This is a genomic window from Escherichia sp. MR, assembly GCF_005280595.1.
In the GTDB taxonomy this organism is placed as follows: Bacteria; Pseudomonadota; Gammaproteobacteria; order Enterobacterales; family Enterobacteriaceae; genus Escherichia; species Escherichia ruysiae.
In genome coordinates this window covers 33,496-49,086 of record NZ_SZVK01000031.1, presented here as the reverse complement: position 1 = coordinate 49,086, position 15,591 = coordinate 33,496, and the positions used below count along the sequence as shown (strand labels likewise).

Genomic DNA, 15,591 nt, shown 5'->3' with positions numbered 1-15,591 from the left:
GTCTGATAAATTGTTAAAGAGCAGTGCCGCTTCGCTTTTTCTCAGCGGCGCGGGGTGTGCATAATACGCTTTCCCGCCACAGAGTCAAGCATTTTTTGCTTTTCTCTGTTGAGATCCTCAGGAGAACCCCGCTGACCCGGCGGCGTGTTTGCCGTTGTTCCGTGTCAGTGGTGGCGCATTATAGGGAGTTATTCTGAGCTGACAAGAGGAAATTTAAAATAATTTTCCGAATGCGCGTTTTTTATTCTTTATGCTTATTTCAGCGTCGGTTTGTCGGTTAAATGGGCGATTTCTCGGGCGAAATTCGCCACTTGCTCCCAATCGGTGTAGACAACTTCTTTGCGCGTATCCGTTTCTCCGCCTGACATCTTCATAATCAGCTTGATCATAAAGCGGTCGTACCAACGATAGCGTGGATAACGCAGCGCCCCGGCAATGACTGCACAGCGATCGGGACGCCATTGCGAGTTCATCAGAAACTTCCGCGCGTAGCTATTGGTCTGCACAGTACGCTTCTCCGGTTTGCGCGCCACCAGATTCACGGAGTAAAAGGCGCTCGGCATCGAGTTCAGCTGCGTCGCATGTTTTTTGACAAATTCCTGGAACGCAGAATGGTAGTGACCGTAGCGAATAGAAGCGCCAATAACCACGCGATCGTAGTTTTCCCACTGTGGCTCTTCAATGCGGTGCACATTAGCGACATCCGCCTGGATCCCCAGTTCTTTCAATTCCGAAGCCAGGTAGGAGGCAATCTCGCGCGTTTGTCCGTCCCTTGTTGAGAAAAGAATTAATGTTTTCACGTATTACTCCATCATTCACGCCAGAAAGTCGGGGTAAAGAGCACCAGCAATGTAAAGACCTCCAGACGACCAAACAGCATGTTGGCTATCAGGATCCATTTAGCCACCGGGTTCATACTGGTAAAGTTATCAGCAACCACGCCAAGCCCTGGCCCCAGGTTATTCAATGTCGCAACAACCGAGGCAAAGGCAGAAAAGTCATCCACGCCCGTGGCGATAATCGCCAGCATACTGACAATAAACACCAATGCATAGGCGGAGAAAAATCCCCAAACGGCTTCGAGGATACGTTCCGGCAGTGCGCGATTCCCCAGCTTAATGCTGTAGACGGCGTTCGGATGCACCAGTCGTTTCAGCTCACGGTTCCCCTGCTTGAACAGCAGCAGGATGCGGATCACTTTCAGGCCACCGCCCGTTGACCCGGCGCAACCACCGATAAAAGCAGAGCATAACAGCAGTACTGGCAAGAAGAGCGGCCAACGGGCAATGCTGTCTGTCGTAAATCCGGCAGTCGTCGCCATCGACACCACCTGGAAAAATGCCTGGTTAATCGTCATCAGCGCCGAACTGTAGACATTATGAAACCACAGAACGAGTGTACAAATAACCACCAGCGTAAACTGTACGCCGATAAACATGCGAAATTCCGGATCGCGCCAATAAACCTTCAGACTGCGCCCACTTAACAGCGAAAAGTGCAGACCGTAGTTACAGCCGGAGATTAGCAGGAAGATAGCAATGATGGTGTTAATCGTCGGGCTGTCGAAATAACCGACGCTGGCATCATGTGTCGAGAAGCCGCCGATGGCGATAGTCGCAAAGCTATGGCCGATGGCATCAAAGGCATTCATTCCGGCAAACCACAGCGCCAGCGCACAGGCGACGGTCAGCAAGACATAAATCAGCCACAAGGTTTTCGCCGTTTCCGCAATACGCGGGCGCATTTTGTTATCTTTCAGCGGGCCGGGCATTTCCGCGCGATAGAGCTGCATCCCACCAACGCCGAGGATAGGCAGTATCGCTACTGCCAGCACGATGATCCCCATCCCGCCAAACCATTGCAGCATCTGGCGATAAAAGAGGATAGCGTGAGGGAGTGAATCCAGCCCCACCAGCGTAGTGGCCCCGGTGGTGGTCAGGCCGGAGAAAGATTCAAAAAACGCATCGGTAATCGTAAGGTTCGGGCTTTCCGAGAAGATAAAAGGGAGCGCACCGACGCTACCCAGCACCGTCCAGAACAGCACCACAATCAGAAACCCTTCACGGGATTTCAGTTCGCCCTTCTCTTTACGGTTCGGCCACCACAGCATAGAGCCAATGGCGAGGGCGACAAAAAAGGTCTGGGTAAAAGCGCGGCCCGCCCCATCCCGGTAGATGAGTGCTACCAGCCCAGGGATAATCATCGTCCCTGAAAATAAGATGACCAGTAGTCCAACGATTCGGGTAATGGCGCGAAAATGCATCTCTGCCGCTTCCTTAGTTCTGCAAAATGAAGTGGGGATTATTCTTCAATCGCTAACAATTGCAATGAACCACGGCTAAAATCCGCCAGCTTTGCGGAAAATTCAGCCACTTTCGCCGCCGGAAGCGCCACCCGCAGCAGAACGAATGCCTGATAGTCACTGTTGATAATTTTGCCGCCACACTGCCCCAGCAACGCTTCAATGCCGGTTAACTGACTATATTCACATTGCAAAGTATATTCGGTTAATGGCGTCTTGCGTTGGGTCGTTAGCTGGCGCAGCGCCTGATTCACGCCACCGCCATACGCTTTCACTAACCCACCAGTGCCCAGCAAGATGCCGCCGTAGTAGCGCACCACCACAGCGGTAATTTCCCCGACGCCGCTGCCCATTAGTTGGGCGAGCATCGGTTTACCTGCCGTTCCTGCCGGTTCTCCATCATCAGAGAAACCCAGTTGTTGAGAATCATCCGGTGCGCCAGCTACCCACGCCACGCAATGGTGGCGGGCATCGGGGTGCTCTGCCCTTACCGATTCAACAAACGCTTTCGCCGCCTCGACGCCATCGGTATGTGCCAACAGCGTAATGAAGCGGCTCTTTTTGATCTCTTCAACAACCGTGACCGGTGCCGCAGGGATTAACCAGCTTTCCATCACGCCAGTTTCAGATCCCGGGTCATGTTTTCCACGTTGTTTTCGTGGATCACCACGTTGTCTTCGATACGAATGCCGCCGAACGGTTTCAGTGCTTCAATTTTCTGCCAGTTGAAATGTTTGCTGAACTGCCCTTCACGCCACGGCGCCAGCAACGATTCGATGAAGTAGATACCCGGTTCGATGGTTAAAACCATGCCTGGCTGGAGAATACGGGTGCAGCGCAGGTACGGATATTTTGCCGGTGCCGCGAGGTGCGTACCGCTATCATCCTGCATAAAACCGGCTACATCATGCACCTGCAGACCAAGCGGATGGCCAATACCGTGCGGCATAAACGGTCCGGTGAGATCGTTTTCGACCATCGCTTCTTCACTCATATCGGTGATGATTTGATGTTTACGCAGCAGTTTGGCGATGCGTTGATGGAACTGGATGTGGTAATCCACATAGCTGACGCCCGCTTTCATGGTGGCGATCAGTGCCAGTTGTTCATCATTAACGTCTTTCACCAGCTGTGCATAGTCGTTGTCGCTTTTTGCCGACCAGGTACGGGTCAGGTCAGCCGCATAGCCGTTATATTCTGCCCCGGCATCCAGCAGGAAGCTGCGCATCTCTTCCGGCGCCTGATGATCCAGTTTGGTGTAATGCAGCACCGCTGCGTGTTCGTTAAGCGCCACAATGTTGCTGTAAGGTACGTCGGTATCACGATGACCGGTCGCGGTCAGATAGGCAATATTGATATCGAACTCGCTCATGCCAGAACGGAAGGCTTCTTCTGCCGCGTGATGACCGTTGACTGCCATTTTCTGCGCTTCACGCATACAGGCCAGTTCGTACTCGGTTTTAAAGGAGCGGTAATAATGCAGGTAGTCGATAACCCCTTTCGGGTTAATGTTACTGGCCTCAATGCCCAGTTGCAGCGCACGTTCCGGCACAGGGCCGATATAACCGATATTGCCGCGCGCAGCGGGCAGCAGGCTACCAATGCCATCGGCTTTCGGCAGCGCGATCACTTCCACATCCTCAGTCCAGAAAGAGGTCGGCAGCGGTTCGACGTTGTGCCAGTAATCAACCGGCAGATAAAACCACAGTTTCGGCTTGTTCACGCCATCCACCAGCAGCCAGCAGTTTGGCACCTGAGTTACCGGCACCCACGCTTTGAATTGCGGGTTCACTTTAAACGGATAGGGATGATCGTCGAGAAAAACGTTGAATAGCTCGCCGGAGTGAATAAGTAATGCATCCAGCTTGAAACGCGCCAGCGCATCGCGAGTCCGTTCCTGTAAGGTAGCCATATGATTTTTATAGAGCGAGGCCAGTGATTCCATTTTTTACCCTTCTGTTTTTTTGACCTTAAGTCTCCGCATCTTAGCACAACGTTAATACAGAGCGTGATTTCTGCCGAGCGTGATCGAATCGGCATTTCTTTAATCTTTTGTTTGCATATTTTTAACACAAAATACACACTTCGTTTCATCTGGTACGACCAGATCACCTTGCGGATTCAGGAGACTGACATGCTTTACAAAGGCGACACCCTGTACCTTGACTGGCTGGAAGATGGCATTGCCGAACTGGTATTTGATGCCCCAGGCTCAGTTAATAAACTCGACACTGCGACCGTCGCCAGCCTTGGCGAGGCCATCGGTGTGCTGGAACAGCAATCAGATTTAAAAGGGCTGCTGCTGCGTTCGAACAAAGCAGCCTTTATCGTCGGTGCTGATATCACCGAATTTTTGTCCCTGTTCCTCGTTCCCGAAGAACAGTTAAGCCAGTGGCTGCACTTTGCCAATAGCGTGTTTAATCGACTGGAAGATCTGCCGGTGCCGACCATTGCTGCCGTCAACGGCTATGCGCTGGGCGGTGGCTGCGAATGCGTGCTGGCGACCGATTATCGTCTGGCGACGCCGGATCTGCGTATCGGTCTGCCGGAAACCAAACTGGGCATCATGCCGGGCTTTGGCGGCTCCGTGCGTATGCCACGTATGCTGGGCGCTGACAGTGCGCTGGAAATCATTGCCGCCGGTAAAGATGTCGGCGCGGATCAGGCGCTGAAAATCGGTCTGGTGGATGGCGTAGTCAAAGCAGAAAAACTACTTGAAGGCGCAATGGCGATTTTACGCCAGGCCATTAACGGCGACCTCGACTGGAAAGCGAAACGTCAACCGAAGCTGGAACCGCTAAAACTGAGCAAGATTGAAGCCACCATGAGCTTCACCATCGCTAAAGGGATGGTCGCGCAAACGGCGGGGAAACATTATCCAGCCCCCATCACCGCAGTAAAAACTATTGAAGCGGCTGCCCGTTTTGGCCGTGAAGAAGCCTTAAACCTGGAAAACAAAAGTTTTGTCCCGCTGGCGCACACCAACGAAGCTCGCGCACTGGTCGGCATTTTCCTTAACGATCAATATGTAAAAGGCAAAGCGAAGAAACTCACCAAAGACGTTGAAACCCCGAAACAGGCCGCCGTGCTGGGCGCAGGCATTATGGGCGGCGGTATCGCTTACCAGTCCGCGTGGAAGGGCGTGCCGGTTGTCATGAAAGATATCAACGACAAGTCGTTAACCCTCGGCATGACCGAAGCCGCGAAACTGCTGAACAAGCAGCTTGAGCGCGGCAAGATCGATGGTCTGAAACTGGCTGGCGTGATCTCCACAATTCACCCAACGCTCGACTACGCCGGGTTTGACCGTGTGGATGTTGTGGTAGAAGCGGTTGTTGAAAACCCAAAAGTGAAAAAAGCCGTGCTGGCAGAAACCGAGCAGAAAGTTCGCCCGGATACCGTGCTGGCTTCTAATACTTCAACCATTCCTATCAGCGAACTGGCCAATGCGCTGGAACGCCCGGAAAACTTCTGCGGGATGCACTTCTTTAACCCGGTGCACCGGATGCCGTTGGTGGAAATTATTCGTGGTGAGAAAAGCTCCGACGAAACCATCGCGAAAGTCGTCGCCTGGGCGAGCAAGATGGGCAAGACGCCGATTGTGGTGAACGACTGCCCCGGCTTCTTCGTTAACCGCGTACTGTTCCCCTACTTCGCCGGATTCAGCCAGTTGCTACGCGACGGCGCGGACTTCCGCAAAATCGACAAAGTGATGGAAAAACAGTTCGGCTGGCCAATGGGTCCGGCATACCTGCTGGATGTCGTGGGGGTTGATACCGCGCACCACGCTCAGGCCGTGATGGCAGCAGGCTTCCCGCAGCGGATGCAGAAAGATTATCGCGATGCCATCGACGCGCTGTTTGATGCCAACCGCTTTGGTCAGAAGAACGGCCTCGGTTTCTGGCGTTATAAAGAAGACAGCAAAGGTAAGCCGAAGAAAGAAGAAGACGCCGCCGTTGACGACCTGCTGGCAGAAATCAGCCAGCCGAAGCGCGATTTCAGTGAGGAAGAGATTATCGCCCGCATGATGATCCCGATGGTCAACGAAGTGGTGCGCTGTCTGGAAGAGGGCATTATCGCCACTCCGGCAGAAGCGGATATGGCGCTGGTCTACGGCCTGGGCTTCCCTCCGTTCCACGGCGGCGCGTTCCGCTGGCTGGACACCCTCGGCAGCGCGAAATACCTCGATATGGCACAGCAATATCAGCACCTCGGCCCGCTGTATGAAGTGCCGGAAGGTCTGCGTAATAAAGCACGTCATAACGAACCGTACTATCCCCCGGTTGAGCCAGCCCGTCCGGTTGGCGACCTGAAAACGGCTTAAGGAGTCACAATGGAACAGGTTGTCATTGTCGATGCAATTCGCACCCCGATGGGCCGTTCGAAGGGCGGTGCTTTTCGTAACGTGCGTGCGGAAGATCTCTCCGCTCATTTAATGCGTAGCCTGCTGGCGCGTAATCCGGCGCTGGAAGCGGCTGCTCTCGATGATATTTACTGGGGCTGTGTGCAGCAAACGCTGGAGCAGGGTTTTAATATCGCCCGTAACGCGGCGCTGTTGGCAGAAGTGCCGCACTCTGTCCCGGCAGTTACCGTCAATCGCTTGTGTGGTTCATCCATGCAGGCACTGCATGACGCAGCACGAATGATCATGACCGGCGATGCGCAGGCATGTCTGGTTGGCGGCGTGGAGCATATGGGCCATGTGCCGATGAGTCACGGCGTTGATTTTCACCCCGGCCTGAGCCGCAATGTCGCCAAAGCGGCGGGCATGATGGGCTTAACGGCAGAAATGCTGGCGCGTATGCACGGTATCAGCCGTGAAATGCAGGATGCCTTTGCCGCGCGATCACACGCTCGCGCCTGGGCCGCCACGCAGTCGGGGGCATTTAAAAATGAAATCATCCCGACCGGTGGTCACGATGCCGACGGCGTCCTGAAGCAGTTTAATTATGACGAAGTGATTCGACCGGAAACTACCGTGGAAGCCCTCGCCACGCTGCGTCCGGCGTTTGATCCAGTCAGCGGTACGGTAACGGCGGGTACATCTTCTGCGCTCTCCGATGGCGCAGCTGCCATGCTGGTAATGAGTGAAAGCCGCGCCCGTGAATTAGGTCTTAAGCCGCGCGCCCGTGTGCGTTCGATGGCGGTTTTTGGTTGTGATCCGTCGATTATGGGTTACGGCCCGGTTCCGGCCTCTAAGCTGGCGTTGAAAAAAGCGGGGCTTTCTGCCAGCGACATCGGCGTGTTTGAAATGAACGAAGCCTTTGCCGCGCAGATCCTGCCGTGTATTAAAGATCTGGGACTGATGGAGCAAATTGACGAGAAGATCAACCTCAACGGTGGCGCGATCGCGCTGGGTCATCCGCTGGGTTGTTCCGGTGCGCGTATCAGTACCACGCTGCTGAATCTGATGGAACACAAAGACGTTCAGTTTGGTCTGGCGACGATGTGTATCGGTTTGGGTCAGGGTATTGCGACGGTGTTTGAGCGGGTTTAACCACTTGCCGGATGCGGCGTGAACGCCTTATCCGGTCTACCGATCCGGCACCAATTGTAGGCCTGATAAGACGCGACAGCGTCGCATCAGGCACTGTTTGCCGGATGCGACATAGATCTAAATGCCACTGATAAAGTTTTAGTTGCCGTTCTTCCCGCCTGTCAGGGGCGGGTTTTTTATGGCTTAGATAAACGCAAACGCATCGCCAAACAGGCGATCTTCCCGCGCATTACGCTCACTGCAAAACAGGTCACGGGCTATTTTCGCCATCTCAAAACGTCCGGCAATGTAGATATCATGCTCTGCCAGCGTACCGTGATCCTGCAATACCGCCGTTAACACTGTGCCAGTACGCCCACGCCAGCCCGCTTCCGGTTGTTCAACCACCGGCACCACTTGCAAACCTGGATGCTTAAGCGAAAGCGCCTCAAGCTCGCAGAGATCATAAAGATGCTGCTCTTCACGCCCGCCCCAGTAAATGGTGATATCACGATTGGGATTACGCGCCAGCGCCGTCAGCAAAATCGAGCGCGCATAAGAGAAACCGGTGCCGCCCGCAATCAGAATCATTGGTCGTTCTTCATCATCGCGCAGCCATGCCTCACCGTGCGGAATATCGACCACGATTTGATGATCTTTAAGAATGCGATCCATGACTGCTTTCGCGTAAAGGTTGATTTCAGAAGCGCCAATATGCAGCTCAATGAAACCTTTTTCATCCGGCGTCGAGGCCATTGAGAACGGGCGTTTATCGCGCTCGTCCATCACTACCATCAAATACTGACCAGCACGAAAAGAAAAGGCCGCGTCTGGCACGATTCGGACACGATATACAGTATCCGTGATAGCTTCTACCGAGGTCACTTTACAGCTTAAGGTTGTCATGCGCTTTCTCTGTCGGATCGATAAATAGGGCAATACAAACGCGCCTCAGGCGCTTTTACCGTTGTTAAAAATAGCCAGCTCATCCCAGATTGCGTCAATACGCGCGACAACGTCCGGATCTTTTTTGATAGGACGCCCCCACTCGCGCTGGGTTTCCCCTGGCCATTTATTCGTGGCATCCAGCCCCATTTTTGAACCCAGCCCGGAAACAGGCGAGGCAAAATCCAGATAATCAATGGGCGTGTTTTCAACCAGCACCGTATCCCGCGCTGGGTCCATACGGGTAGTAATCGCCCAAATCACATCGTTCCAGTCGCGTGCGTTGACATCATCATCGCAAACGATCACAAATTTGGTGTACATAAACTGGCGTAAAAACGACCAGACGCCCATCATGACGCGCTTCGCGTGCCCGGCGTATTGCTTTTTGATCGTCACGACCGCCAGACGATAAGAGCAACCTTCCGGCGGAAGGTAGAAATCGACAATTTCCGGGAATTGTTTTTGCAGAATTGGCACGAACACTTCGTTCAACGCCACGCCCAGTACCGCAGGTTCATCCGGCGGACGACCAGTATAGGTGGAGTGGTAAATCGCATCTTCACGCTGAGTAATATGCGTCACAGTAAATACCGGGAAACTATCGACTTCGTTATAGTAACCGGTGTGGTCGCCATACGGCCCTTCTGGCGCCGTTTCGCCTTGTTCGATATACCCTTCCAGCACAATTTCCGCACTGGCGGGCACTTCAAGGTCATTGGAGATACACTTCACCACTTCGGTCTTGGTGCCGCGCAGCAATCCGGCAAACGCATACTCTGAAAGTGTATCCGGAACGGGGGTGACTGCACCGAGAATAGTAGCGGGATCAGCACCCAGCGCCACAGAAACCGGGAAACGTTCACCCGGATGCGCCGCACACCACTCCTGGAAATCCAGCGCACCGCCGCGATGCGACAACCAGCGCATAATCAGTTTATTTTTACCAATCAACTGTTGACGATAAATACCCAGATTCTGCCGCTCTTTGTGCGGGCCACGCGTTACGGTCAACCCCCAGGTAATCAGCGGAGCGGCATCTTCCGGCCAGCAGGTCATAATGGGAATACGGTTAAGATCGACATCCTCGCCGGAGACGATTTTTTGCTGACAAGGCGCACCACGTAACCGTTTCGTTGGCATGTTCAACACCTGCTTAAACTGCGGCAGCTTATCAAACAGGTCGCGGAAACCTTTTGGCGGCTCCGGCTCTTTCAGAAACGCCAATAATTTACCGACTTCACGCAGCGCCGAAACATCTTCCTGCCCCATGCCCATCGCTACACGCTTAGGCGTACCGAACAGGTTACACAGCACCGGCATTGAGTACCCTTTAGGGTTTTCGAACAACAGCGCAGGCCCACCGGCGCGCAAAGTGCGGTCAGCAATTTCAGTGATTTCCAGATGCGGATCCACCGGGAGCGTGATACGTTTTAGCTCACCCTGCTGTTCAAGCAGCGTCAAGAAGTCGCGTAAATCGTTATATTTCATGGCGTCCATTGTAGCCTCTTAATCTGCGCCCATTATACGGCGTTCATCTTCGCGATGCTGTAAATTTGTTAAATTAGCGTGAACTCAGGCGCTATAACGCAAACCGGGGAATATAATTAACTTAACGCATCGCTTTTGCTATTCTTGCGCCCCGATTAAACGGATAAGAGTCATTATGCAATCCTGGTATTTACTGTACTGCAAGCGCGGGCAACTTCAACGTGCCCAGGAACACCTCGAAAGACAGGCCGTTAATTGCCTGGCGCCGATGATCACCCTGGAAAAAATCGTGCGTGGCAAACGTACCGCAGTCAGTGAGCCGTTGTTCCCCAACTACCTGTTTGTGGAATTTGATCCAGAAGTGATTCATACCACTACCATCAACGCTACACGTGGCGTCAGCCACTTCGTGCGCTTTGGTGCATCGCCAGCGATAGTCCCATCGGCAGTGATTCATCAGCTGTCGGTGTATAAACCGGAAAACATTGTCGATCCGGCAACACCATACCCAGGTGATAAGGTGATTATTACCGAAGGCGCATTCGAAGGTTTTCAGGCCATTTTCACCGAGCCTGACGGCGAGGCACGCTCCATGCTATTGCTTAATCTTATCAATAAAGAAATTAAGCACAGCGTGAAGAACACCGAGTTCCGCAAACTCTAGAACGCAATCCCAAACAGTGTTTTGACATTCGCATCTGTGGTAGCCGCCAGCCACGCAGCATCCTCCCCTCGCCAGTATGCAATACGTTGCAGAATATGGGGCAGATACGCAGGCTCGTTACGCCGTGACGATGGCTTTGGCGTGAGATCGCGCGGGAGCAAATACGGCGCATCGGTTTCGATCAGCAATTTCTCCGCAGGAATAAGTGGCAACAGATCACGCAATTCCTGCCCTCGTCGTTCATCGCAAACCCAACCTGTAATGCCGATATAAATTCCACGCGCCACGCACGCCTGCATCTCTTCGCGTGTGCCGGTAAAGCAATGAAGAACCGCACCAGGAAGTTTATCCAGCCACGGCTCCAGCAATGTCATAAACCGCTCGTGGGCATCGCGACAGTGCATAAATACCGGCATGTTTAATTCTGCGGCAATACGTAGCTGGGCAACAAAAGCACGTTCCTGCTCTTCCGGCGTAGAAAAGTTGCGGTTAAAGTCGAGCCCACACTCACCAATTGCCACCACTTCTGGCAGCGCGGCCAGCTCAATAATCTCTTCTTCAGTCTCAGCTTGCCACTGGCTGCTGTCATGAGGATGCACGCCCGCCGTTGACCAACAGCGTGGATACTGACGCGCCAGTTTTTGCGCCTGCTGGCTTTCGCGCAGGTTAGTGCCGGTGATAAGTAGCCCATCAACTCCCGCGCCAAAAGCGCGCTCTACAACATCATCACGGTCTTTCGCAAATTGCGAACTGGTCAAATTAACGCCGATATCAAACATCCTGCACTCCATATGACAACCGCCCTGACGGGCGGTTGAATTTATTCTTCAGTTTTTTCGCTTTCAGCGTCGTTTTCTTCTTCCCGGTTTCGGCCTTTACCAACGTAAAAGCGTGAGAAGAAGACACCGATTTCAAACAGGCAGTACATCGGAATCGCCAACAGCGTTTGCGAGAAGACATCCGGCGGCGTCAGCAGCATCCCGACGACGAATGCGCCAACCAGCACATACGGGCGTTTTTTGCGTAAGTCTTCTGGCGAGGTGATCCCCATCCAGCACAGCAGCACAATGGCAACCGGCACTTCAAACGAAACACCAAACGCCATAAACAACGCCATAACGAAGCTTAAGTAGCTGGCGATGTCGGTGGATACCTGTACCCCTTCCGGCGCAGTATTGGCGAGGAAGCCAAATGCCAGCGGAAAGACCACGAAGTAAGCGAACGCCATGCCGATATAAAACAGCAGAGAGCTGGAAACCAGCAGGGGCACCACCAGGCGACGTTCGTGCTTATACAACGCCGGGGCGATAAACGCCCACACCTGATAGAGAATCACTGGCGCTGACAGAATCAGCGACACCATAAAGGTCAGCTTGATCGGCGTAAAGAACGGCGAGGCCACATCGGTGGCGATCATCGTTGAACCTTGCGGCAATTGCTTGATCAACGGCGCGGATACCAGGTGATAGATATCATTGGCGAAATAGACCAGGCACAGAAATATCACGATCACCGCGATAATGCAGTTCAGCAGACGCTTACGCAGCTCAATCAGATGCGTGATAAGCGGTTGAGTATCTTCTACAGACATGTTTACGGTTTATCACTCGACGAAGGGGAAGGTGCAGCGGTTTTTGGTTCAGCGTCCGCAGCAGGTTTTACCACCGGCTCTGGCGTGGTTTCTGGCTTCTGTTCCGGCGAACTGGCCTGCGTTTGTGCAGCGGCAGGCGTTACGCCTTCATGCGCAGCTTCATTATCTTTCACCACCGGGTTATGGATGGTGTGCGCTTCATCGCTCGCCTTTTCAGGATCGTTTGCAACATAGGAACGCTTCATCGATTCCGCAGCCTGGCGTAGTTCATCCATTGACGCTTTCAGTTCAGGCGTCAGGTTGGTCAGGCTTGCCTTTTCAACCTTTTTCAGGCTGTCCTGAAACTCCTGGAGTTTTAACTCCTGAGTCAGTTCGTTCTGCACCGTTGTCGCCAGTGAACGCAACGCGCGAATCCAGCCCGCTACCGTTTTTACCGCCACAGGCAGTCGTTGCGGCCCCAGAACGACGAGGCCGATGATGAACACCAATAGCAGTTCGCTAAAACCGATATCAAACACGGATTACACCTGCTCTTTATCGTGGCGCTTTGCGTCTTCTGTTTTAGCCTGTTCCTGATTCGTATCCGCCTGCTTATCGGCGATAGTTTTCGCAGTAAAATCAGCATCCTGACTGGTTTTATCCTGCTTTGGTTCATCATCGCTCATTGCTTTTTTAAAGCCTTTGATCGACGCACCAAGATCGGAACCGATGGAGCCGAGCTTTTTGGTGCCAAAAAGCAGTACAACGATGACGGCAATAATCAATAACTGCCAAATACTGATACCACCCATACATGTTCCTCTGTGGTAGATGATGATTAAACAAGGCCGCATTATACGTTACACGGCCCGCCTTGAGCGATGAAAAAATCAGCGTGTTTTGCGCCAACCGACAAACCAGGCGATCAAACCACCTGCCATTAACCAGCCGGGCATCAGCCCCCATTCAGGTCGGTTGACCAACAAGAATGTGCCGCTTAATACTAACGTCGCGCCAATTCCAAGAAAATAACGCGATTGTCCCTGACGTACATGATTTGACTGAAGCTCGCGGGCAATCTTATCAACACTGTGCTGTAAATACTTGCCCTGGCGCAAACTGTCGTAAACCAGTTCAGGCAGTTCTGGCATTTTTTCGACCCAGAACGGCGCTTTTTCTTTAAATGCTCTCACCAGCGCAGGAATACCGACCTGATCTTTAATCCACGACTCCAGGAAAGGCTTCGCCGTTTTCCATAAATCGAGCTGCGGATAAAGCTGGCGTCCTACCCCTTCGATGTAGAGCAAGGTTTTCTGGAGTAACACCAGTTGCGGCTGTACTTCCATATTGAAGCGACGCGCCGTATTAAACAGATTTAACAGCACATGTCCAAACGAAATTTCGGCCAGGGGTTTCTCAAAGATTGGTTCACAGACAGTACGAATAGCAAATTCGAACTCTTCAACGTTGGTATCTGGCGGCATCCAGCCAGAATCAACGTGCAGCTCTGCCACTTTGCGATAATCGCGGTTAAAGAAGGCGATAAAGTTTTCTGCCAGATAGCGTTTATCTTCTTTGTTTAGCGAGCCAACAATCCCGCAATCAATGCCGATATATTTCGGGTTTTCCGGGTGTTCATAGCTTACGAAGATATTGCCAGGGTGCATATCGGCATGGAAAAAGCTGTCGCGAAAGACCTGAGTGAAGAACACCTGCACGCCGCGTTCTGCCAGCAATTTCATGTTGGTGCCGTTTTTCTCCAGCGCCGCAACATCAGACACCGGAATGCCGTAAATGCGCTCCATCACCATCATCCCTTCACTGCAATAGTCAGGGTAAACCTCCGGGATGTAGAGCATTGGGCTATTTTCGAAATTACGCCGAAGCTGAATGGCGTTGGCAGATTCCCGCAGCAAATTCAGTTCATCAATCAACGTCTTTTCGTACTCGCGTACCACTTCGGTTGGACGCAGACGGCGACCATCCGGCAGTAAACGCGGCACCCAACGCGCCAGACGATAGATGAGTTTCAGATCCGCTTTTATGACCGGCAAAATATCCGGGCGAATGACTTTAATCACCACCTCTTTGCCATTCGATTTCAGCCGCGCAGTATGTACCTGTGCAACGGAAGCCGATGCCAGCGGCTTAATGTCAAAATCATCAAACCACGCTTCCACCGGCAGACCGCCCATAGCCGCTTCAATTTGTGCTTTCGCCAGTTCGCCGTCAAAAGGCGCGACTTTATCCTGCAAGAGCGCCAGTTGGTCAGCAATATGCGGCGGAAAAAGGTCACGGCGGGTCGATAGCATCTGTCCAAACTTGATCCATACCGGACCCAGTTCTTGCAGCGCCAGTCGCAGTCGTTCACCTAATGGTTTGTCTTTATGCCGATTCGGCATCCAGAATAACGAGTATCGCCATAACCGCAACGGCAAAGTGATACGCATTTTAGGGATTAGTTCATCAAGTCCGTAACTTAAAAAAGTGCGAATGATGAAATACAGGCGCCGTACTTCACCTGGCGTCATTAAACTGCCTCCAGTTTTTCCAGCCGTTTGGTTAGCGCATCGACAGCACGCTCAACGGCGGATGTCTCTTCCGCAAACCAGGCCACTTCAAGCGGACCAGGTGCCATACGCCACTCTTCAGTAATGGCTTCAGCCACGTAGCGTTGCTGGCGTTTAATACCGTGATGCAGGAACTTCACGCCACCACGCAGGGCTTTGCTGATGCCTTCGGCGGCGATATCACCCGTATAAGGTGCCAGCAGTTCAGCAGGGTCGAACTCCGCCAGATCTGCCAGCGCAACAAAGTTTTGCACCACCTGAATATCGCCCTGCACTTCCAGCTCACCACTGCGAATCAGTGCAGCAAGCTGCTGGCGATCGCGAAGTTTCGGCAACACACTGGCGTAGGCGATAACGGTGCAGTCAGCATCGCCTGCCCATTCGCCCAGTACATCAACCTGGCGTTCGCTGAACACCAGAATCAATGACGTCGAAAAGCCTTTTACCTCCACGCGCAGCACTTTGCCCAGCAGACGCGACCGGGCGGTTTTCAGCGCGGGTGAGCGATACAGGAAGGTGTTGAGCAGACTTTCGATTCCTGCCGTCACTAAAGGTTTAAAAGGCATTTCCGGT

Annotated in this window: 15 protein-coding genes; 3 read left to right on the top strand and 12 right to left on the bottom strand. The window is 52.9% G+C overall.

What is annotated here, in order from left to right:
• Positions 1–254: 254 nt before the first annotated feature.
• The 4 genes from hemG to pepQ are packed head-to-tail and all read right to left on the bottom strand — an operon-like array spanning position 255 to position 4,247.
• On the bottom strand, positions 255–800 hold the full coding sequence (hemG, locus tag FC814_RS14295; RefSeq protein ID WP_000853955.1) for a menaquinone-dependent protoporphyrinogen IX dehydrogenase: 546 nt from the start codon (positions 798–800) through the stop codon (positions 255–257).
• Between the two features lie 11 nt (positions 801–811).
• Positions 812–2,263 (bottom strand): Trk system potassium transporter TrkH, encoded by a 1,452-nt coding sequence (gene trkH, locus FC814_RS14290; protein ID WP_000545681.1) that lies wholly within the window; start codon positions 2,261–2,263, stop codon positions 812–814.
• Between the two features lie 38 nt (positions 2,264–2,301).
• On the bottom strand, positions 2,302–2,916 hold the full coding sequence (locus FC814_RS14285; protein WP_001353706.1) for an IMPACT family protein: 615 nt from the start codon (positions 2,914–2,916) through the stop codon (positions 2,302–2,304).
• Positions 2,916–4,247, bottom strand: coding sequence for a Xaa-Pro dipeptidase (gene pepQ / locus FC814_RS14280; protein ID WP_137326084.1), 1,332 nt, complete (start codon positions 4,245–4,247; stop codon positions 2,916–2,918). Before pepQ ends, FC814_RS14285 begins: the two co-directional genes overlap by 1 nt.
• Before the next feature lie 189 nt (positions 4,248–4,436).
• Here pepQ and fadB point away from each other — a divergent pair, with 189 nt between their 5' ends.
• Positions 4,437–6,626, top strand: coding sequence for a fatty acid oxidation complex subunit alpha FadB (gene fadB / locus FC814_RS14275; RefSeq protein ID WP_137326083.1), 2,190 nt, complete (start codon positions 4,437–4,439; stop codon positions 6,624–6,626).
• Between the two features lie 9 nt (positions 6,627–6,635).
• On the top strand, positions 6,636–7,799 hold the full coding sequence (fadA, locus tag FC814_RS14270; RefSeq protein ID WP_137326082.1) for an acetyl-CoA C-acyltransferase FadA: 1,164 nt from the start codon (positions 6,636–6,638) through the stop codon (positions 7,797–7,799).
• A 183-nt stretch (positions 7,800–7,982) separates the two neighbouring features.
• Here the strand turns inward: fadA and fre are convergent, their stop codons facing one another.
• Together fre and ubiD are read right to left on the bottom strand one after the other, a co-directional pair.
• A complete protein-coding gene (gene fre, locus FC814_RS14265) occupies positions 7,983–8,684 on the bottom strand; it encodes an NAD(P)H-flavin reductase (protein ID WP_000209826.1) in 702 nt (233 codons plus the stop codon).
• 45 nt (positions 8,685–8,729) lie between these two features.
• A complete protein-coding gene (gene ubiD, locus FC814_RS14260) occupies positions 8,730–10,223 on the bottom strand; it encodes a 4-hydroxy-3-polyprenylbenzoate decarboxylase (protein WP_000339815.1) in 1,494 nt (497 codons plus the stop codon).
• A 166-nt stretch (positions 10,224–10,389) separates the two neighbouring features.
• Between ubiD and rfaH the strand changes: the two genes are divergently transcribed.
• Complete coding sequence (gene rfaH / locus FC814_RS14255) at positions 10,390–10,878, top strand: transcription/translation regulatory transformer protein RfaH (RefSeq protein WP_001192393.1); 489 nt, start codon at positions 10,390–10,392, stop codon at positions 10,876–10,878.
• Here the strand turns inward: rfaH and tatD are convergent.
• The 6 genes from tatD to ubiJ all read right to left on the bottom strand — a co-directional run bounded on the left by tatD (position 10,875) and on the right by ubiJ (position 15,584).
• Positions 10,875–11,657, bottom strand: a complete 783-nt coding sequence (tatD, locus tag FC814_RS14250) for a 3'-5' ssDNA/RNA exonuclease TatD (RefSeq protein ID WP_137326081.1) — start codon at positions 11,655–11,657, stop codon at positions 10,875–10,877. The genes rfaH and tatD overlap by 4 nt on opposite strands.
• A 41-nt stretch (positions 11,658–11,698) precedes the next feature.
• Positions 11,699–12,469, bottom strand: a complete 771-nt coding sequence (gene tatC / locus FC814_RS14245) for a Sec-independent protein translocase subunit TatC (RefSeq protein WP_000109945.1) — start codon at positions 12,467–12,469, stop codon at positions 11,699–11,701.
• Positions 12,470–12,471: 2 nt separating this feature from the next.
• Positions 12,472–12,987: a Sec-independent protein translocase protein TatB gene (tatB, locus tag FC814_RS14240; RefSeq protein ID WP_000459594.1), complete on the bottom strand. Its 516-nt coding sequence runs from the start codon at positions 12,985–12,987 to the stop codon at positions 12,472–12,474.
• A gap of 3 nt (positions 12,988–12,990) precedes the next feature.
• The gene (gene tatA / locus FC814_RS14235; RefSeq protein ID WP_001295260.1) at positions 12,991–13,260 is read right to left on the bottom strand and encodes a Sec-independent protein translocase subunit TatA; all 270 of its coding nucleotides are present in this window, start codon (positions 13,258–13,260) and stop codon (positions 12,991–12,993) included.
• A gap of 78 nt (positions 13,261–13,338) precedes the next feature.
• Positions 13,339–14,979: a ubiquinone biosynthesis regulatory protein kinase UbiB gene (ubiB, locus tag FC814_RS14230; RefSeq protein WP_137326080.1), complete on the bottom strand. Its 1,641-nt coding sequence runs from the start codon at positions 14,977–14,979 to the stop codon at positions 13,339–13,341.
• Positions 14,979–15,584 carry a ubiquinone biosynthesis protein UbiJ gene (gene ubiJ / locus FC814_RS14225; RefSeq protein WP_137326079.1) on the bottom strand — a complete coding sequence of 202 codons (606 nt, stop codon included), beginning with the start codon at positions 15,582–15,584 and terminating at the stop codon, positions 14,979–14,981. The genes ubiB and ubiJ overlap by 1 nt, the downstream gene beginning before the upstream one ends.
• Between the last annotated feature and the right edge of the window lie 7 nt (positions 15,585–15,591).